At 63.3% G+C, this 18,287-nt stretch carries 16 protein-coding genes; 9 read left to right on the plus strand and 7 right to left on the minus strand.

Annotated features, from left to right (window positions below):
* Positions 1 to 77: 77 nt before the first annotated feature.
* The 3 genes from mutT to G5V65_RS10010 are packed head-to-tail and all read right to left on the minus strand — an operon-like array spanning position 78 to position 2,713.
* Positions 78 to 476: an 8-oxo-dGTP diphosphatase MutT gene (gene mutT, locus G5V65_RS10000; RefSeq protein WP_165049549.1), complete on the minus strand. Its 399-nt coding sequence runs from the start codon at positions 474 to 476 to the stop codon at positions 78 to 80.
* Positions 473 to 1,837, minus strand: a complete 1,365-nt coding sequence (argJ, locus tag G5V65_RS10005) for a bifunctional glutamate N-acetyltransferase/amino-acid acetyltransferase ArgJ (RefSeq protein WP_165049551.1) — start codon at positions 1,835 to 1,837, stop codon at positions 473 to 475. Before argJ ends, mutT begins: the two co-directional genes overlap by 4 nt.
* Positions 1,838 to 1,855: 18 nt before the next feature.
* A complete protein-coding gene (locus G5V65_RS10010; protein ID WP_165049553.1) occupies positions 1,856 to 2,713 on the minus strand; it encodes a peptidylprolyl isomerase in 858 nt (285 codons plus the stop codon).
* Between the two features lie 179 nt (positions 2,714 to 2,892).
* Between G5V65_RS10010 and secA the strand changes: the two genes are divergently transcribed.
* From secA to G5V65_RS10025, 3 genes are all read left to right on the plus strand, one after another.
* Positions 2,893 to 5,640, plus strand: coding sequence for a preprotein translocase subunit SecA (gene secA / locus G5V65_RS10015; protein WP_165049555.1), 2,748 nt, complete (start codon positions 2,893 to 2,895; stop codon positions 5,638 to 5,640).
* Between the two features lie 89 nt (positions 5,641 to 5,729).
* Complete coding sequence (locus G5V65_RS10020) at positions 5,730 to 6,599, plus strand: hypothetical protein (protein WP_165049557.1); 870 nt, start codon at positions 5,730 to 5,732, stop codon at positions 6,597 to 6,599.
* Between the two features lie 16 nt (positions 6,600 to 6,615).
* On the plus strand, positions 6,616 to 8,124 hold the full coding sequence (locus G5V65_RS10025) for a phosphate ABC transporter substrate-binding/OmpA family protein (protein WP_165049559.1): 1,509 nt from the start codon (positions 6,616 to 6,618) through the stop codon (positions 8,122 to 8,124).
* On the opposite strand, the gene radC is transcribed toward G5V65_RS10025, so the two are convergent.
* From radC to dnaK, 3 genes are all read right to left on the minus strand, one after another.
* Positions 8,096 to 8,866 carry a RadC family protein gene (gene radC, locus G5V65_RS10030; RefSeq protein ID WP_165049561.1) on the minus strand — a complete coding sequence of 257 codons (771 nt, stop codon included), beginning with the start codon at positions 8,864 to 8,866 and terminating at the stop codon, positions 8,096 to 8,098. The two genes, G5V65_RS10025 and radC, sit on opposite strands and share 29 nt — an antisense overlap.
* 111 nt (positions 8,867 to 8,977) lie before the next feature.
* Positions 8,978 to 10,141, minus strand: a complete 1,164-nt coding sequence (dnaJ, locus tag G5V65_RS10035; protein ID WP_165049563.1) for a molecular chaperone DnaJ — start codon at positions 10,139 to 10,141, stop codon at positions 8,978 to 8,980.
* 77 nt (positions 10,142 to 10,218) lie between these two features.
* Positions 10,219 to 12,126: a molecular chaperone DnaK gene (gene dnaK, locus G5V65_RS10040; protein ID WP_165049565.1), complete on the minus strand. Its 1,908-nt coding sequence runs from the start codon at positions 12,124 to 12,126 to the stop codon at positions 10,219 to 10,221.
* 189 nt (positions 12,127 to 12,315) lie between these two features.
* Here dnaK and G5V65_RS10045 point away from each other — a divergent pair, with 189 nt between their 5' ends.
* A complete protein-coding gene (locus G5V65_RS10045; RefSeq protein ID WP_165049567.1) occupies positions 12,316 to 12,948 on the plus strand; it encodes an alpha-ketoglutarate-dependent dioxygenase AlkB family protein in 633 nt (210 codons plus the stop codon).
* Here the strand turns inward: G5V65_RS10045 and G5V65_RS10050 are convergent.
* Positions 12,926 to 13,699, minus strand: coding sequence for an ABC transporter permease (locus G5V65_RS10050; RefSeq protein ID WP_165049569.1), 774 nt, complete (start codon positions 13,697 to 13,699; stop codon positions 12,926 to 12,928). The two genes, G5V65_RS10045 and G5V65_RS10050, sit on opposite strands and share 23 nt — an antisense overlap.
* Before the next feature lie 212 nt (positions 13,700 to 13,911).
* Here G5V65_RS10050 and cysQ point away from each other — a divergent pair, with 212 nt between their 5' ends.
* From cysQ to G5V65_RS10075, 5 genes are all read left to right on the plus strand, one after another.
* Positions 13,912 to 14,706: a 3'(2'),5'-bisphosphate nucleotidase CysQ gene (cysQ, locus tag G5V65_RS10055; protein WP_165049571.1), complete on the plus strand. Its 795-nt coding sequence runs from the start codon at positions 13,912 to 13,914 to the stop codon at positions 14,704 to 14,706.
* Entirely contained in the window at positions 14,703 to 15,152 is a 450-nt protein-coding gene (locus G5V65_RS22370) for a hypothetical protein (protein ID WP_165049573.1), read from the plus strand. The genes cysQ and G5V65_RS22370 overlap by 4 nt, the downstream gene beginning before the upstream one ends.
* Positions 15,149 to 15,937 carry a 3-deoxy-manno-octulosonate cytidylyltransferase gene (locus G5V65_RS22375; RefSeq protein WP_165049576.1) on the plus strand — a complete coding sequence of 263 codons (789 nt, stop codon included), beginning with the start codon at positions 15,149 to 15,151 and terminating at the stop codon, positions 15,935 to 15,937. The genes G5V65_RS22370 and G5V65_RS22375 overlap by 4 nt, the downstream gene beginning before the upstream one ends.
* 210 nt (positions 15,938 to 16,147) lie before the next feature.
* Complete coding sequence (gene galU, locus G5V65_RS10070; RefSeq protein WP_165049578.1) at positions 16,148 to 17,041, plus strand: UTP--glucose-1-phosphate uridylyltransferase GalU; 894 nt, start codon at positions 16,148 to 16,150, stop codon at positions 17,039 to 17,041.
* A 16-nt stretch (positions 17,042 to 17,057) separates the two neighbouring features.
* The gene (locus G5V65_RS10075) at positions 17,058 to 18,083 is read left to right on the plus strand and encodes a glycosyltransferase family 2 protein (protein ID WP_343162835.1); all 1,026 of its coding nucleotides are present in this window, start codon (positions 17,058 to 17,060) and stop codon (positions 18,081 to 18,083) included.
* Positions 18,084 to 18,287: the final 204 nt, after the last annotated feature.

The following is an 18,287-nucleotide window of genomic DNA, read 5'->3' on the forward strand; positions in this document are numbered from 1 at the left end:
GGTTAATCCACTTTGTATCCAAAACCAGCGGGAAAATAACGGAATGACCACAAAGTCGTAACCGCCCGAACCTTGGGTCAAAGCCAGTCGCGCAGGATCGGGATCAGGGGGATATCCGCCGGTGGCATCGGATAATCCTTTAGATTCTGCGCCTTGACCCAGGCCAGACGCTGCCCTTCCCGGCCCTGCACGATGCCCTCCCAGCGCCGGCAGGCAAAGAGCGGCATCAGCAGGTGGAACTGCTCATAGCTGTGGCTGGCAAAGGTCAGGGGGGCAAGGCAACTGGACCAGGTATCTATCCCCAGTTCTTCCTTCAATTCGCGAATCAGCGCAGCCTCCGGGGTCTCTCCCGGTTCAACCTTTCCACCGGGAAACTCCCACAGCCCCGCAAGCGACTTGCCCTCGGGCCGTTGCGCCAGAAGAACCCTGCCTTCGACATCAATCAGCGCAACGGCGGAAACCAGGACGATCTTCACGAACGGTAATCCGCGTTGATCTCCACATAGCGGTTAGTCAGATCGCAGGTCCAGACCGATCGCTTCCCCTTGCCCAGGCCCAGGTCGACGCCGATCACCAGGTCTTCGCCCAGCATATAGGCCGCGCCATCCTCTTCCCGATAGGCCGGGTTGCGCCAGCCCTTCTCGGCCACCAGGATATCGCCGAACCGGATCGTCAGGCGATCCCTGTCCGCCTCGGCCCCCGATTTGCCGATGGCGGCAACGATGCGGCCCCAGTTCGGATCCTGTCCCGCGATGGCCGTCTTCACCAGCGGCGAATTCGCCACGGCAAAGGCCACCTTCGCGGCATCCGCATCATCCCTTGCGCCCGTCACCCGAACCTCGACGAATTTCGTCGCGCCTTCGCCATCCCGGATCACCTGATGCGCCAGGTTCATCATAACGCCCCGCAGCGCCGTCTCGAAGGCCTTCGCCACGGCACCCTTCACCTCGGCTGCCGCCGATTGCCCGGTTGCCGCCACCAACAACGTGTCCGAGGTCGAGGTATCGCTGTCCACGGTGATGGAATTGAAGGTCGCGCCCACATTGCGCGACAGCATCCGTTGCAGCGCCGATGCCGAAATCCGGGCATCGGTAAAGATATAGACCAGCATCGTCGCCATATCCGGCGCGATCATCCCCGATCCCTTGGCGATCCCGGCAATCCGGATTTCGCCCCCTTCGCCCTGCACGGTTGCCGCCGCGCCCTTGGGGAAGGTGTCGGTGGTCATCATCGCATGGGCGGCCATCTCGATGGCATCCTCGCGCAGGGCATCCACCAGATCGGGGATCTTCGAAGTGATCTTCTCATAGGGCAGCGGCTCGCCGATGACCCCGGTGGATGAGGAAAACACCCGGCTGGCCGGGATCCCCAGCGCCTCGGCCACGCCGCCTGTCACGGCGGCCACGGCCTCATCCCCCACCTTGCCGGTAAAGGCGTTGGAATTCCCCGAATTCACGACAATCGCCGCACCCGCGCCCGCAGGCACCTTCATTGCCAGCTTCGCCTGACAATCCCGCACGCATCCCGACCGGGTCGAGGATGTGGTGAACACCCCCGCCACGGCGGTATCGGGCGCCAGCCGCACCAGCATCACATCCTTGCGGTTCTGATAGCGCACCCCCGCCTCGACGGCGGCAAACTCCACGCCTGCGATAAGGGGCAGCGCCGGAAACCCCCCGGCCGGGGCAAGCGGCGAAACCGGCTTGGCCTTCTTCACGGGCGCGGGCGCGGCACCCTCTGCCGCGGCCACCACGTCCTGGCCCATCAGGCGCGCCTTCAACTTGCGCACCTTCTTCTTCAGTGCCTTCGCTTCGGATTTCCAGTCGGTCTTCGCCATCGCCCTGCCCCCCGGGGTTTACTTGTCCAGCAGAGTTGCATCCCGCAGCAGCGCCGGGTCAAGCCCGTCGCCGGGGCGCGTGATCTCGGCCGCGCCCGTCAGTTCGGCCAGCTTTGCCTCTACCACGGTCTGCTCGATCTCGGCGGCCAATTCGTCGCGAACCTCGTCGATGGTGGGTTTGGCCGCATCGCGCACTTCGTTCACCTTGATCAGATGCCAGCCGAAATCCGTCTGCACCGGATCGCTCACGCTGCCGGGCGCGGCGGCCACGACGGCATCCTCGAAGGGCTTCACCATCATGCCCAGCCCGAACCAGCCCAGATCGCCGCCATTGACCGCCGAACCCGTGTCGCTGGAATTGGCCTTTGCCAACTCGCCGAAATCCGCGCCGCCGTCTATCTGGGCCTTCAGTTCCTTTGCCTTCTCTTCGCTGTCCACAAGGATATGCTGCGCCGAATATTCCTTCTGCGCGGGCGCATTGGCATATTTCGCATCATAGGCCGCCTGAAGCGAGGCATCGTTCACCGCCGCCTCGACCAGCGCCTGCAGCGCCTTGCCCGCCATGTAGCTGCGCGCATCCGTCCGCATCCAGATCTCGTCGCGCTTGGTCTTTTCCGCCTCGACCGACTGTTCCAGCGTCGCCTGCTGGATCGCCTGATCCATCAGACCCTTGAACAGCATGTCATCGGGCAGCGCCTGATACTGGGCCGGCAGCTTCTCGCGCAGGATGATCAGCTCGCCCAGCGTGATCTCTGTCCCGTTCACCGTCGCCACGACCGTATCGGCAGTGGGCGCGGCCTCATCCTGCGCAAGCGCGGGCACGGCCATGCCGCAGGCCAGCACCAGCCCTGCCAAGAACCCGGAATGTTTCGCCATCTCACCTACTCCTGATCGGGCCGCTTCCCTAAGCGACGTTGACTATGACCGGCCTCTCCCTTATCTCGCGGGGGTCGCGTGCGACGGGGCCTGCCGGTCCACTTGGCTCTTCTATGGAAGGCGTTGGGGTCGGGCAAGGCCACAGCCTCACACGATGATGTCAGGTAGGCGGAGAAAACATGCTGGGTCTTGGAACGCTTGCGCGGAAGGTCTTCGGAACGCCGAATGACCGCAAGGTAAAGTCCGTTCGTCCGCTGGTGGCGAAGATCAACGCGTTGGAGCCGGAATTCGCCGCGCTCAGCGATGATGCGATCAAGGCCAAGACCGCAGAATTGCAGAAACGCGTTCAGGACGGCGGCGAAAGCCTTGATGCCATCCTGCCCGAAGCCTTTGCCAACTGCCGCGAAGCGGCCAAGCGCGCCCTCGGGCTGCGGGCCTTTGACGTGCAGCTCAAGGGGGGCATCTTCCTGCATCAGGGCAACATCGCCGAAATGAAGACCGGCGAGGGCAAGACGCTGATGGCCACCTTCCCGGCCTATCTGAACGCGCTGGCGGGCAAGGGCGTGCATGTCGTCACCGTGAACGACTACCTTGCAAAGCGCGACTCGGAATGGATGGGCAAGGTCTATGCCCAGCTTGGCCTGACCTGCGGTGTCGTCTATCCCTATCAGCCCGATGCCGAAAAGCGCGCCGCCTATCGCGCCGACATCACCTATGCCACCAACAATGAACTGGGTTTCGACTATCTTCGTGACAACATGAAGATGTCGAAGGAAGACATGGCCCAGCGCGGCCATTTCTTCGCCATCGTGGACGAGGTCGACTCGATCCTGATCGACGAGGCGCGCACCCCCCTCATCATTTCCGGCCCCTCGCAGGATCGCAGCGACCTGTATCAGCGGGTCGATGCCCTGATCCCCTTCCTCCGGGAAGAGGATTACAAGATCGACGAAAAGACCCGCTCCGTCACCTATACCGATGACGGCAACGAACATGTCGAAAAGCTGCTGCAGGAAAACGGCCTGCTGCCCGAAGGCCAATCGCTCTACGATCCCGAAAGCACGACGCTGGTTCACCACGTGACCCAGGCGCTGAAGGCGCACAAGCTGTTCCACAAGGATCAGCAATACATCGTCCGCGACGGCGAAGTGATGCTGATCGACGAATTCACCGGTCGCATGATGCGTGGCCGCCGCCTTTCGGAAGGGCTGCATCAGGCGATCGAGGCGAAGGAACGCGTGACGATCCAGCCGGAAAACGTGACGCTCGCCAGCGTGACCTTCCAGAACTACTTCCGCCTTTACGAAAAGCTGGCCGGCATGACAGGCACCGCCCAGACCGAGGCGGAAGAATTCATGGAAATCTACCGCCTTGGCGTGGTCGAGGTTCCGACGAACCGCCCCATCGCCCGTGTCGACGAACATGATCAGGTCTATCGCACCGCGAAAGAGAAATACGATGGCATCGTCCGCACCATCAAGGAGGCGAATGCCAAGGGCCAGCCGATCCTTGTCGGCACGACATCCATCGAAAAGTCGGAAATCCTGTCCTCCATGCTCAAGCAGGATGGCATCGTCCACAACGTCCTGAACGCCCGCCACCACGAACAGGAAGCCAAGATCGTGGCCGAAGCCGGCCGTTTCGGCGCGGTGACCATCGCCACCAACATGGCCGGTCGCGGCACCGACATCCAGCTTGGCGGCAATGTCGAGATGAAGGTGATGGAGGCGATTGCCGCCGATCCCCACCTGCATCCCGACGAAGTCCGCGTCCGGATCGAGGCCGAACATGCCGAAGAGAAGGCAAAGGTCATCGCCGCCGGGGGGCTTTTCGTTCTTGGCACCGAACGCCACGAATCCCGCCGGATCGACAACCAGTTGCGCGGCCGTTCGGGCCGTCAGGGCGATCCGGGGCGGTCGTCCTTCTTCCTGTCGCTGGAAGATGATCTGATGCGGATCTTCGGGTCGGAACGGCTCGATTCCGTGCTGTCCAAACTCGGGATGAAGGACGGAGAGGCCATCGTTCACCCCTGGGTCAACAAGTCGCTCGAACGCGCGCAGGCCAAGGTCGAAGGCCGCAACTTCGACATCCGCAAGCAGCTTCTGAAATTCGACGACGTGATGAACGACCAGCGCAAGGTCATCTTCGGCCAGCGCCTCGATATCATGGAGGCCGAAGATATCGGCGAAATCGCCGCCGACATGCGCATCCAGATGATCGAGGATCTGGTCGATTTCTACATGCCGCCCAAGACCTATGCCGATCAATGGGATATCCCCGGCCTGTCGCAGGCGGTGACGGAAAAGCTGAACCTTGCCCTGCCGATTGCCGATTGGGCGGCGGAAGAGGGCGTCGATCAGGATGTCATGCGCGAACGGATCACCGAAAGATCCGATCAGGCGATGGAAGAAAAGACCGCGGCCTTCGGCCCGGAAACCATGCGCAACATCGAAAAGCAGGTTCTGCTGCAGGCGATTGATGGCAAATGGCGCGAACATCTGCTGAAGCTGGAACATCTGCGTTCGGTGGTGGGCTTCCGCGGCTATGCGCAGCGCGATCCGCTGTCGGAATACAAGACCGAGGCCTTCACCCTGTTCGAATCCATGCTGAACTCGCTCCGTCAGGAAGTGACGCAAAAGCTCTCGCTGATCCGTCCGATGACGCAGGAAGAACAGGATGCGATGATGCAGCAGCTTCTGGCCCAGCAGCGCGCGGCGCAGGCCGCCTCGGCCGAGGCCGAGAAGGCCGCAACAAGGGCCGCTGCCGCCGTGCCGGTTGCCGCCGGTGCAGGCGAGGCCCTGGCCGAAGCGGCGCGCCCGGGCTTCGATCCCGCCGACCGCTCCACCTGGGGCAACCCGTCGCGCAATGACGCCTGCCCCTGCGGCTCTGGACTTCGGTTCAAGCATTGCCATGGCGCGAACGACTGATCGCCTTCCGAAAATGCCCTAATCCTGCCTCGTGCAGGTCTTGATCCCTTGCCACTCTCTGCCCCGTATCGGTGCGGTGGAGAGTGTGCATGGATCGTCGACGCAGTGTGATGATGGCAGGGGGCGTCGTCGTTGCCGCCCTTGCAATCGGTCAGGTGATGCAATCCGGATCGGCAGAATCCTCTGTCACCATGTATCCGACAGGAACCTCGCAACCCCAACCTCAATCCGAACCCAAGCCGGAACCGTTGCGCCTTGCGGCGGGCACGCCTCTTGCGGCCGATCACGGCGCTCCGGCACCCGTTCCTGTCCGGCTTGACGTCGAAGGCGCGACAACTGTGCCCAAGGATCCCTTGCCCGCCATCGTGAAGGCAGATGTCTGTGCGCCCATGCTGGATGTCTTTGCCGACGATGCGGCGAACCTTTCCATCACGCTGACAGTACCTTGCCATCCGAACCAGACCGTCGTCCTTCAGCATGCCGGGCTTGCCGTCACTTTCCAGACCACCGCAACGGGTGCCCTCTTTGCCTCGATTCCCGGGCTGCAGCCGGACGGGGCCCTCTCCATCCGCTTTCCTGATGGCCGCCAGATCGCGGCGCAAGCGGCCATACCCGAACTGGCAGGGATCCGTCGGATCGCCGTGCAATGGATGGATGCCGACACCTTCGCCCTGCGCTCCGACAGCCCGGCGATCCGCGTCGGCACAGTGTCCGGCCCCCTGCCGATGCTGGCAGAGGTTGTCACCCTGACAGATGCCCCGGCACTCGCCCTTTCGATCGAGGCCGAAGTCACGCCCGAAACCTGCGGACGCGAATTGTTGGGAGAGGTTCTGATCAGCGACCATGGCGTCGTTACCCGCGAAGATCTCAGCCTTGCCATGCCGGAATGCGATGGCCAGGGTGGCTTTGTGGCCTTGAATAATCCTCTGGCGGAAACGAAACTCGCGCAGGCGGATTAGGGCTTGGCGGGTTTGAATGCGGATTGTGTCGTGTCTGGTGGGGCTTGCCGCCGCAAGCATGCTTGCGGGCGTCGTCCATTCGCAAGACGTTACACTGACCGCGCGCGATGGCGGACTGGCGCTGACGGGGACGCTGCTTGGCTGGGATGGTGAATTCTACCGCGTCGAAACCGAATACGGAAATCTGACCGTCGATGGTCAGGGCGTCATCTGTGATGGCCCCGGCTGCCCCGAACTGACGGCACCGCGCATTCCCGTCAGGATCGTGGGCGAAGGCGACCCGGGCCTGAGGCTGATTCCGCCGCTGGTCGCGGCATTTGCCGCCGCGCGCGGGTTGGACCACAGCCTGTCCGATGGAAAGGCCCGTCTGGCGGATCGTGCCAGCGGGCAGATCCTTGCGGAATTCAGCTTTGAAGCGATGGCCCCCGAAGCGGCCCGCGCGGCGCTGGTATCCGGCGCGGCGGAACTCATTCTTTCCGCTGGAACAGAGCCGGATCTCGGCTCTCGCCCGCTTGCCCTCGATGCGCTTGTTCCGGTTGTCTCGCCCGGCAATCCCGTCGCGCGGATCTCTTCCGCAGACCTGGCGCGCGCGCTGTCGGGCGAAGTGTCGAACTGGGCCGAAATCGGCGGCCCCGACATGCCCCTTGTCCTGCACGGATTGCCGGGAAGCAGTGGCCTGCAAAGGGCGCTTTCGGGCCGCCTGGGCCGCAATATCGAGACAACAGAGACCCATCCCGATCTTGCAGCCCTCGCCGCAGCCGTGGCGCGCGATCCCTGGGCGCTGGCCGTGACCGGGCGCGCTGTTGCCGGGCAGACCCGGATCCTGACGCTGACGGATTCCTGCGGCTTTCCGTTGCTTCCGTCCTCGCTGGCCGTGAAGGCCGAGGATTACCCCCTCGCCCTGCCCTTGCACCTGCTGACGCCACGCCGCCGCCTGCCCCTGCTTGCACGTGAATTCCTTGAATTCCTGACCGATCCGCGCGCGCAAGAGGTGATCGCCACCCAAGGCTATGTCGATCGTGCGGCGGAACGCCAACCGATGACGGCTGATGGCCTGCGCCTGATCAACGCCATTCAGGGCGCTGGGGAAGAAACCACGCTGGCCGATCTGAAGCGTCTCGTCGATCTGATGGATGGGGCAGACCGGCTTTCCTTCACCTTTCGGTTTGAAGACGGATCCAGCACGCTTGACGCGCATTCGCGCGGCACGTTGCAGGATCTGGCCCGCCTGCTTGAAACGAATGCCTTCGGCGGGGAAAGGTTGATCCTTGTCGGCTTCTCGGATGGGTCGGGTGCCGCCAGTGCGAACCTGGCCCTTTCGGAAGATCGCGCCCGGGCCGTGCAGGCCGCGCTTCAGGCCGCCGCACCCGATCTGCCCGCCGCACGCCTGCCCGATGTCGCGGCCTTCGGCGAGGCGCTGCCCATGGCTTGCGATGAAACCGGTGCGGGACGTCGCCTGAACCGGCGGGTAGAGCTTTGGTTGCAGCCCGATTTTCTTACAGCAGGCGCTCCGACCGAAGACTGACCTCGCGATCCTTCCCGATGATCAGGTGATCGTGCAGCGTGATCCCCAGAACGGTGCAGGCCTGGGCAATCTGGCGCGTCATGTCGATATCGGCCGTCGAAGGCGTGGGGTCGCCGGACGGGTGGTTATGCACAAGGATCAGGGCCGACGCGCCCAGTTCCAGCGCCCGCTTCACCACTTCGCGCGGATAGACGGGCACATGGTCGATCGTGCCGCGCGATTGTTCCTCATCCGCGATCAGGACGTTCTTGCGATCCAGGAACAGGATGCGAAAATGTTCCTGTTCGGCATGCGACATGACCGTATGGCAATAGTCCAGCAGCGCGTTCCAGGAGGAAAGGACAGGCCGCTGGATCACCCGCGACCTTGCCATGCGCTGCGCGGCAACCTCGATCAACCGAAGCTCCGTGATGACCGCCTCGCCAACACCATGCACCTGCCGCAACCTGGCGACGGGGGCCGATACGACCCGCGCCAGATCGCCGAACTGATCCAGCAGCCTGCGCGCCAGGGGCTTTACATCCTGCCGCCCGATGGCGCGGAACAGGATCAGCTCCAGCAATTCGTATTCCGGGATTCCCTGGCCCCCGCTTTCAAGGAAACGCTCCCTCAACCGCTTGCGATGATCTGAGATATAGCTGGGCAACCGGCCCGTCAGTGGGGCAGTTGCCAGGGCTTCATCCTCATCCCCGGGGGGAAAGAGGGGCAGCGCCGTTTCCTGAAAGTGGCATCTCTGTTTCATGCCGCCAGTTTCGGGCAAAGAGGTGAACGTCGCCTTAACGCCCGCATTGAAAATGAAACGGGGCCCGCGCGCATGCGCCAGCCCCGCCTCGATACCTGTTCCAGAAGGAAATCAGTTCTTCATACCGTCCCAGAAACCCTTGACCTTGGAAAAGAAGCTCTTGCCTTCGGGGTTGTTCTCTTCGCTCAGCTTCTCGAACTCCACCAGCAGTTCCTTTTGCCGTGCCGTCAGGTTGACCGGCGTCTCGACGGCCAGTTCAAGGACCATGTCCCCGACACCGCCGCCGCGCAGCGCGGGCATGCCCTTGGCGCGCAGGCGCATCTGCTTGCCGGTCTGCGCGCCTGCCGGAACCTTTACCCGGCTTCGGCCGCCATCAATCGTCGGCACTTCCACCTCGCCGCCCAGGGCGGCAGCGGTGATGCTGATCGGCACACGGCAGAACAGGTGCAGCCCGTCCCGCTGAAAGATCGGATGCTCGCGCACTTCGATGAAGATATACAGATCCCCCGAAGGTCCGCCGCGAAGACCGGCCTCGCCTTCGCCGGCAAGGCGGATGCGCGTCCCGGTTTCCACCCCGGCAGGGATGTTCACGGACAGCGATCTTTCCTTCTCCACCCGGCCCGCGCCACCGCAGGAACGGCAGGGGTTCTTCACGATCTGGCCCATGCCGTTGCAGGTCGGGCAAGTCCGCTCCACGGTGAAAAAGCCCTGCTGCGCCCGCACCTTGCCCATGCCCGAACAGGTGGGGCAGGTCACCGGCTCGGCGCCGCCTTCGGCGCCGGTGCCCCGGCAGGTGTCGCAAGAGACCGAGGTCGGCACGTTGATCGTCTTCTGAACGCCCTGAAAGGCTTCCTCAAGCGAGACGCGCAGGTTGTAGCGCAGGTCGGATCCGCGCTGCGCGCGCGACCGCCCGCCGCCGCCCCGGCCGCCACCCATGAAGTCGCCGAAGAGATCCTCGAACACATCCGAAAAGGCGCTGGCGAAATCGCCATTGCCACCGCCGCCAAAGCCCTGCGGCCCGCGCCCGCCGCCACCGCCGCCCATTCCGCCCTCAAAGGCGGCATGGCCGAACCTGTCATAGGCGGCCTTGCGATCGGCATCCTTCAACACGTCATAGGCTTCGTTCACTTCCTTGAACTGCGCCTCGGCATTCGGATTGTCCGAATTCCGGTCGGGGTGCAGTTCCTTGGCCTTCTGACGATAGGCCTTCTTCAGCTCGTCCGCCGATGCGCCACGCGTCACGCCGAGGACGTCGTAATAATCTCGTTTTGCCATTCGGGACAAAACCCCCTCTCAGAACCGGGTGGGGGCGGTCCGTTCCCGAACCGCCCCCTCTTCCGATTCACGCGATGTCACTTCCGCTTGTTTTCGCCCAGATCCTCGAAGTCGGCATCGACGATGTCATCGTCCACCGGACGCGGGCCATCCTCTTCGCCACCTTCCGATTCCGACTGGCTGGCCTTGTAGATCGCCTCGCCCAGCTTCATCGCCGCCTCGGTCAGGTTCTGGATGCCGCCCTTGATCTTGCCGACATCCTCGCCCTTCAGCGCCTCTTCAAGCGGCTGCATGGCCAGTTCGATCGCCTCGACGGTGGAGGCATCCACCTTGTCCGAATGCTCCGACAGCGACTTGCGGGTCGAATGCAGCAGGCTTTCGCCCTGGTTCTTCGCCTCCACAAGCTCGCGGCGGGCGCGGTCGGCCTCGGCATTCGCCTCGGCATCGCGGACCATCTTTTCGATGTCCTCGTCGCTCAGCCCGCCCGAAGCCTGGATGGTGATCGCCTGCGTCTTGCCGGTGCCCTTGTCCTTGGCGCTGACGGAAACGATCCCGTTCGCGTCGATGTCAAAGGTCACCTCGATCTGCGGCATGCCGCGCGGGGCCGGGGGGATGTTCTCAAGGTTGAACTGCCCCAGCATCTTGTTGTCCGCGGCCATCTCGCGCTCGCCCTGGAACACCCGGATCGTCACGGCGTTCTGGTTGTCCTCGGCGGTCGAGAAGACCTGGCTCTTCTTCGTCGGGATCGTGGTGTTGCGGTCGATCAGACGGGTGAACACGCCACCCAGCGTTTCGATCCCCAGCGAAAGGGGCGTCACGTCCAGCAGCACGACATCCTTGACGTCACCCTGCAGAACGCCGGCCTGAATCGCGGCACCGGCGGCCACAACCTCATCGGGGTTCACGCCCTTGTGCGGTTCCTTGCCAAAGAACTTGGTGACCTCTTCGATCACCCGCGGCATCCGCGTCATGCCGCCGACAAGCACCACCTCGTCGATATCCGACGTCGTCAGACCGGCATCCTTCAGCGCGGCTGCGCAGGGCTTCATCGACTTCTTGATCAGGTCATCGACCAGCGATTCCAGCTTGGCGCGGGTCAGCTTCACCACCAGGTGCAGCGGCTGGCCGGTGTTCTTGTCCATGCTGATGAAGGGCTGGTTGATCTCGGTCTGGCTCGAGGCCGACAACTCGATCTTCGCCTTTTCGGCCGCTTCCTTCAGACGCTGCAGCGCCATCTTGTCCAGCGTCAGGTCGACGCCGTGTTCCTTTTTGAACTCGTCGGCCAGATAGCTGACGATGCGCATGTCGAAATCTTCGCCGCCAAGGAAGGTGTCGCCGTTGGTCGACTTCACCTCGAACAGGCCATCGTCGATCTCAAGGATCGTGATGTCGAAGGTGCCGCCGCCAAGGTCATAGACCGCGATGGTGCGGGTTTCCTTCTTGTCCAGACCATAGGCCAGCGCGGCGGCGGTCGGTTCGTTGATGATGCGCAGCACTTCCAGACCGGCGATCTTGCCCGCGTCCTTCGTGGCCTGACGCTGGGCGTCGTTGAAATAGGCCGGAACCGTGATGACGGCCTGCGTCACCGTCTCGCCCAGATAGGATTCAGCGGTTTCCTTCATCTTCTGCAGGATGAAGGCGGAAATCTGGCTGGGCGAATACTTCTCGCCGCGCACTTCGACCCAGGCGTCGCCATTGCCGCCGTTGATCACCTTGTAGGGGATGTTCTTCTGGTCCTTCGTCACCGCCGGGTCGTCATGGCGGCGGCCGATCAGGCGCTTCACCGCAAAGACGGTGTTGGCGGCGTTGGTCACGGCCTGGCGCTTGGCGGGCTGGCCCACCAGACGTTCGGTTTCGGTGAAGGCAACGATCGAGGGCGTCGTGCGCGCGCCTTCGGAGTTTTCGATGATGCGGGGTTGCGAACCATCCATGATGGCAACGCAAGAGTTGGTCGTCCCGAGGTCAATCCCGATGACTTTGGCCATGATATGCTACCTCTTCTTCCGGCGATGTTTTGGAGTTGGACCCTATAAAGGCATCCAGCCCCGATCCCAAGTGCATCCGGTGCAGGCGGCCCGCCTGTTCCCGGCTTCGCGCTGTATATAAGTTGGGGATCAGGGGGCTGCAAGCACTCGCCCCGATGGAATTTCCGGGCAATCCGAAGGAATGGGCCGATGGCGATACCAGTTGAAATCCGGGGTCTGCGCTACTTTCCCGGCCTGCTCGATCCCGATGCGCAACAGTCACTTGTGGCCGATCTGCGCAAGGTGGTTGCCGCGGCGCCCCTCTATGCCCCCGTCACGCCCGGCGGTCGCCCGATGAGCGTCCGGATGACATCCGCCGGTCGCCTGGGCTGGATCACCGATGCCCGGGGCTACCGCTATGAACCGCGCCATCCCGCCGGTCAGCCCTGGCCCGCGATACCGCCGGATGTGCTGGCCCTCTGGCACAGCCTTGTCGGGCTGCCGCGCGAACCGGATTGCTGCCTCGTGAACTTCTACGGCGAAGGGGCGAAGATGGGCCTCCACCAGGACCGCGACGAAGGCGACTTCTCCTTCCCCGTCCTGTCCATCAACCTGGGGGACGAAGCGCTCTTTCGCATCGGCGGCACTGATCGCAAGGATCCGACGGAAAGCTTCTGGCTGAAATCCGGCGATGTCCTTCTGATGGGCGGCCCCGCCCGCCTGGCCTGGCACGGCATCGACAGGCTGCGCTTCCGGTCCTCGCGCCTCTTGCCCGGGGGCGGGCGGATCAACCTGACCCTGCGGGTCGTCGCCGACGGTTCTATTTCCCCATCGTCCAGCTGACCGAGGCCCGCTTGCCGGTATAGTATTCCCCGATCAGCCCGATCGTCAGGCAGGCCAGCATCACATAGATCGGATAGTCGATCGTCGTGTAACGCGGCGCATAGTTCAGAAAGATATAGCCGCGTCCCTGGTCGATCGTATGGAACAAGGGGTTCCAGTCGAAGAAGGCCAGCACCGCCGTGGGCATGGCATTGGCCACGAACATCTTGCCCGAGGCGATCATGTTGATCCGCGTGTAAACCGCGGCAACCATCCCGAACAGCCGCGGCTGCCAGGGATTGGCGGCCCGGAACATCATCCCGATGGCAATCCCCGTGGCCCAGGACAGGATCAGCATGGCGACCATGCCCACCGGATCGTCAAAGGTCAGCGGCGTGATGACGGCGTGATAGACATAAAGGATGATCGAGGCGGAAAAGACCTGCAGATACAACGTCCCCAGCGCCGCCGAGGCAACGGCGATGATCGTGTTCATCGGGGCATGCTTCATCATGGCCGAAGTCGGCCCATCCGCCCGGATGACGGCGTTCATCGTCTTCACATGGGTCATGTACAGGAACACGCCCGACATCAGGAACAGGATGTAATCCCCCCTGATGGAATTCGGCCGCGCGCCCGCGAAGGTGAACATCACGTAAAAGCCGATGATCATGATCGAGGACTGGATCACGTTCAGCACAAGGCCCATCACCGCGCTGGTATGCGATTTCCGCACATTGTGGACCGCGCCGTGAAAGACAAGTTCCAGCATCCCGAATGCTGTTCTTGTCCGGGTTCGCCTGACATCAGCCTGAAATCGCACGTCGCGTCCCTCGCACCTCTGCCTGCCTTCGCCCCTCTTGGCGGCAAAGCTTTCGGCAAGCTTGCCCGGGAAATCTTGCCCTCGGCTTTACGGCGGATGATAAGGCGGGCCAGTGTCCAGTTCAACTGCGGTGCCGTGTCACCGCATAGCCGAGGTGTGAAATGCAGTTCGACCGCCTGATCCCCTGTATCCGCCGCCTTGCGCTTGAGGCAGGCGACCGCATCCTCGAAGTCTACAACAGCCCCGAATTCGAGGTGAAGGCAAAGTCGGACGCCTCACCCGTGACAGAGGCGGACGAGGCGGCCGATGCCATCATCTCGGCAGGCCTGCGCGCGGCTTTTCCCGATCTGCCCCTGATCACCGAGGAACAGGCCGAAAGCCACGCCCTTTCGGCCCGCACCTTCCTGATCGTGGATCCGCTGGACGGCACCAAGGAATTCGTGCAGCGCCGTGGGGATTTCACGGTGAACATCGCCTATGTGCAGGACGGCGTCCCCCTGCGCGGCATCGTCTATGCCCCGGCCAAGGGCCGGCTCTTCTACACGCAGCCCGATGGCACCGCCGTCGAAGAGAGGGGCCCCTTCGACAAGGCCGAACCCGGCCCCCTGCAGCCCATCCGCGTCTCCAAGCCCGACAATGCCGCGCTCATGGTGGTCGCCTCGAAATCGCATCGCGATCAGGCGACGGACGATTACATCGGCAAGTATTCGGTCCGGGATTCCCGCAGCGCAGGCTCCAGCCTGAAATTCTGCCTTGTCGCCACGGGCGAGGCCGACCTCTACCCGCGCCTTGGCCGCACGATGGAATGGGACACGGCGGCAGGCGATGCCGTGCTGCGCGGGGCAGGGGGGCATGTCGTGCGCTTCGACACGCATCAACCGCTGGAATACGGCAAGCCGGGCTGGGACAATCCCTTCTTCATCGCCCATGCCCCCGGCGTGATGCTGCAGAAATGATCGCCCGCACCGGCCTGGCTTTCGTGGCCCTCTGCCTTGCCCTGCCTGCCCGGGCCGATTTCATCGAAACGGAATGGCTCGTCTCCGCTTTCTCGGGCGAGGCGTGGTTCATCGACCCGGCCGCCACGATCGGGGCCAGCCAGTATTTCGAAAGCGGATATGCCGAAGGCGTCTTCTACAGTTGCGATTTCGCCGGGCAATCCATGGTCTACACCCCCTGGTCCGTCGAAGACTTCCTCGCCAATCCCGAATTCGCCGATTTCGCCCGGCTGACCGACCCCCGCCTTGCCCAGGCCGAGGAACTCTTCGTTCACCGCATCACCTGCGAGGGATCGGGGGATCCGGCCCTGCGCCGGACGCTTTATCCCTTCGTCACGACCAATGGCCGCGATGTGGCCTTCTACCCCTTCGAAGGGGGCATCTTCACGCTGGAGCCCGTCAAGTGACCGTCCTCATCGCCATTCCCGCCCGCTACGCCTCTACCCGCTATCCCGGCAAGCCGCTGGTGGAACTGAACGGCCCCGATGGCCCGAAGACCCTGATCCGCCGTTCGTGGGAGGCGGCGATGGCCGTCGGCGGCGTGGATCGCGTCGTCGTGGCCACCGATGACGACCGCATCGCAGGTCATGCCCGCGCCTTCGGGGCCGAGGTGGTGATGACCTCCACCACCTGCCAGAACGGCACCGAACGCTGCGCCGAGGTTGCGGCGCAACTTCCCGGCTTCGATATCGTGGTGAACCTTCAGGGCGACGCGCCCCTCACCCCTTCCTGGTTTGTCGAGGATCTGGTCTCCGGTCTCCGCGCGAACCCTGCGGCCGAGATTGCCACCCCCGTCCTGCGCTGCGAAGGGGCGATGCTGGCCAAGCTTCTGGAAGACCGGCGCAATGGCCGCGTCGGCGGCACGACCGCCGTCTTCGATGCGGCCCGGCGCGGGCTCTATTTCTCGAAAGAGGTGATCCCCCACACCGCGCGGCCCTATGCCGATGATGAACCGACACCGGTCTTTCACCATGTCGGCGTCTATGCCTATCGCCCCGCCGTCCTTGCCGCCTATCCGTCCTGGCCTGTCGGCCCCCTCGAAACGCTCGAAGGGCTGGAACAGCTTCGATTCCTGGAGAACGGCCGCCCCGTCCTCTGCGTCGAGGTGCAGTCGAAGGGGCATGAGTTCTGGGAGCTGAACAATCCCTCCGATGTTCCCGTCATCGAATCCATGATGTCCCGCAGGGGATGAAATCTGCGCGGCTTCCCGCAGCCCTGACGGGAAACTGTGCGCTGGACCTTGCGATCCGGGCACAGCCGCAGTAGCGCAGGGCGGATTGTTTCCATATGCCGAAAATCGCTGCTATTCTGCCATAATGCTGCGTCAATCTGCGTGTGTTAGGGATTATGATGTCGGCGGGTGAATCCCCGATCGGATGCGGGGGCAAAAGTGGGTGCTGAAATGAAAGTCAAGAAGGTCACGAAGGCCGTATTTCCTGTTGCCGGTCTTGGAACGCGGTTCCTGCCGGCCACGAAGTCGATCCCGAAAGAGATCATGACGCTCGTCGACCGCCCCCTGATCCAGTATGCGATCGACGAGGCGCGCGCCGCCGGGATCAAGGAATTCATCTTCGTCACCTCACGCGGGAAATCCGCGCTCGAGGATTACTTCGACAACGCCCCCGAACTTGAAAGCGCGCTGCGCAAGTCCGGCAAGGATGACCTTCTGGAGATCCTGAAGGAAACCAACATGGATAGCGGCGCGATTGCCTATATCCGGCAGAACCGCCCGCTTGGCCTTGGCCATGCCGTCTGGTGCGCCCGCCGCCTGATCGGCAACGAACCCTTCGCCGTGCTTCTGCCCGATGACGTGATCGCCGCGGAAAAGCCCTGCCTCCAGCAGATGGTCGAGGCCTATGAACAGACCGGCGGCAACATGGTTGCGGCCATGGAAGTGGCGCCGGAAAAGACGAAATCCTACGGTGTGCTGGATATCGCCGAAGACATGGGTGCCATCGTCAAGGCCAAGGGCATGGTCGAAAAGCCCGCCCTCGGAACCGCGCCGTCCAATCTGGCGGTGATCGGGCGCTATATCCTGTCGCCCAAGGTGCTGACGAACCTCAACCGCATGAAGCAGGGTGCCGGTGGCGAAATCCAGCTGACCGATGCCATCGCCGAGGAAACGGCCGAAGGCCGCGTCTTTGGCTATCGCTTCCGCGGACAGCGCTATGATTGCGGATCAAAGGCGGGCTTCCTGCAGGCGACGGTTGCCTTCGGCCTGTCTCGGCCCGATCTGCGGGACGAATTCTCGTCCTACCTGCACGAGATGCTGGCCCTGCAGAAAGCCGCCCAGTAACCGGGCAGCGGCCAGGGTGGCAGCCTCGCCAGCCGATCTTCTGTCTGCCTATCGCCTGCGCTGGAAACGGCGCAGGTTGCTTGCCCGCGCCATTGCCAGCCGCCATGACCTGATCGCCCGGCGCGATCGCACCTCCGCCATCGGGAAGGGCGCGATCCTCGGTTTCTCGACCGTCCGCAACGAAGCGGTCCGCCTGCCGTGGTTTCTCGATCATCACCGTCGTCTGGGCGTGTCGCATTTCCTGATCGTCGACAACGGCTCGGACGATGGCACGACCGAACTCCTCGCCGATCAGCCGGACGTATCGCTCTGGGTCACCTCTTCCTCCTACAAGGCGTCCCGCTTCGGGATGGATTGGCTGACATGGCTTCTGATGCGCCACGGCCACGGCCATTGGTGCCTGACGGTCGATGCCGACGAACTTCTGATCTACCCCTATTGGGACAGCCGCGATCTGCGCGCCCTGACGGAATGGCTGGATCGGCAGGACCGGCCGATGTTCGGCGCCATGATGCTGGACATCTACCCCAAGGGCCCGGTTGCCGATCACCCCTACCACGCGGGCGAGGATCCGCTTGCCGTTCTTCCCTGGTTCGATCCGTCAGGCTACGGGATCCGGGTCCAGCAACCCATGGGCAACCTCTGGATCCAGGGTGGCCCCCGCGCGCGGATGTTCTTTGCGTCGGAACCCCGCCGCGCGCCCACCCTGAACAAGGTGCCGCTGGTAAAGTGGCATTGGCGCTATGCCTATGTGAATTCCACCCATTCGCTGCTGCCCCCCCGGCTCAACCGCATCTACGATGTCGACGGGGCCGAAGCGCCCTCGGGCCTGCTTCTGCATACCAAGTTCCTGCAGACCGTTGTTGATCGCGCCCGCACCGAAAAGGCGCGTGGCGAGCATTTCTCCAACTCTGCGCAATATGACCGCTACTATGATGCACTGACCGAGAACCCAAATCTGTGGTGCCCGGCTTCCCGCCGCCTGACGACCTGGCGCGCGCTGGAATCCCTCGGTCTGATGTCGCGGGGGGGCTGGATCTGATGCGTGAAATTCTCCGCATGCACCCGCGCGCATCCGCGCCAATCTCCAGCAATTGTTTACTTATGAAGGCTCTAACACTAGAGTTGCGCGAAACAGGTCGCTGCGCCTGCCCAGGGGCGGCGATCACGTCGCGAACGAACCGGGGTTTTTCGGGTCTTGCAGATCCTTCGCACGGGGCATCGCGAAGGGTCGCATTGGGGAGCA

This window comes from Paragemmobacter kunshanensis (genome assembly GCF_011059185.1).
Classification (GTDB): domain Bacteria; phylum Pseudomonadota; class Alphaproteobacteria; order Rhodobacterales; family Rhodobacteraceae; genus Paragemmobacter; species Paragemmobacter kunshanensis.

Bases quoted from the DNA above. Each gene is read 5' to 3' on its own strand.
- galU (WP_165049578.1), top strand. From the start codon at position 16,148: ATGAAAGTCAAGAAGGTCACGAAGGCCGTATTTCCTGTTGCCGGTCTT.
- G5V65_RS10045 (WP_165049567.1), top strand. From the start codon at position 12,316: ATGGCGATACCAGTTGAAATCCGGGGTCTGCGCTACTTTCCCGGCCTG.
- G5V65_RS10010 (WP_165049553.1), bottom strand. From the start codon at position 2,713: ATGGCGAAACATTCCGGGTTCTTGGCAGGGCTGGTGCTGGCCTGCGGC.
- cysQ (WP_165049571.1), top strand. From the start codon at position 13,912: ATGCAGTTCGACCGCCTGATCCCCTGTATCCGCCGCCTTGCGCTTGAG.
- argJ (WP_165049551.1), bottom strand. From the start codon at position 1,837: ATGGCGAAGACCGACTGGAAATCCGAAGCGAAGGCACTGAAGAAGAAG.
- radC (WP_165049561.1), bottom strand. From the start codon at position 8,866: ATGAAACAGAGATGCCACTTTCAGGAAACGGCGCTGCCCCTCTTTCCC.
- G5V65_RS22370 (WP_165049573.1), top strand. From the start codon at position 14,703: ATGATCGCCCGCACCGGCCTGGCTTTCGTGGCCCTCTGCCTTGCCCTG.
- secA (WP_165049555.1), top strand. From the start codon at position 2,893: ATGCTGGGTCTTGGAACGCTTGCGCGGAAGGTCTTCGGAACGCCGAAT.
- dnaK (WP_165049565.1), bottom strand. From the start codon at position 12,126: ATGGCCAAAGTCATCGGGATTGACCTCGGGACGACCAACTCTTGCGTT.
- G5V65_RS10025 (WP_165049559.1), top strand. From the start codon at position 6,616: ATGCGGATTGTGTCGTGTCTGGTGGGGCTTGCCGCCGCAAGCATGCTT.
- dnaJ (WP_165049563.1), bottom strand. From the start codon at position 10,141: ATGGCAAAACGAGATTATTACGACGTCCTCGGCGTGACGCGTGGCGCA.
- G5V65_RS10020 (WP_165049557.1), top strand. From the start codon at position 5,730: ATGGATCGTCGACGCAGTGTGATGATGGCAGGGGGCGTCGTCGTTGCC.
- G5V65_RS10050 (WP_165049569.1), bottom strand. From the start codon at position 13,699: ATGCTGGAACTTGTCTTTCACGGCGCGGTCCACAATGTGCGGAAATCG.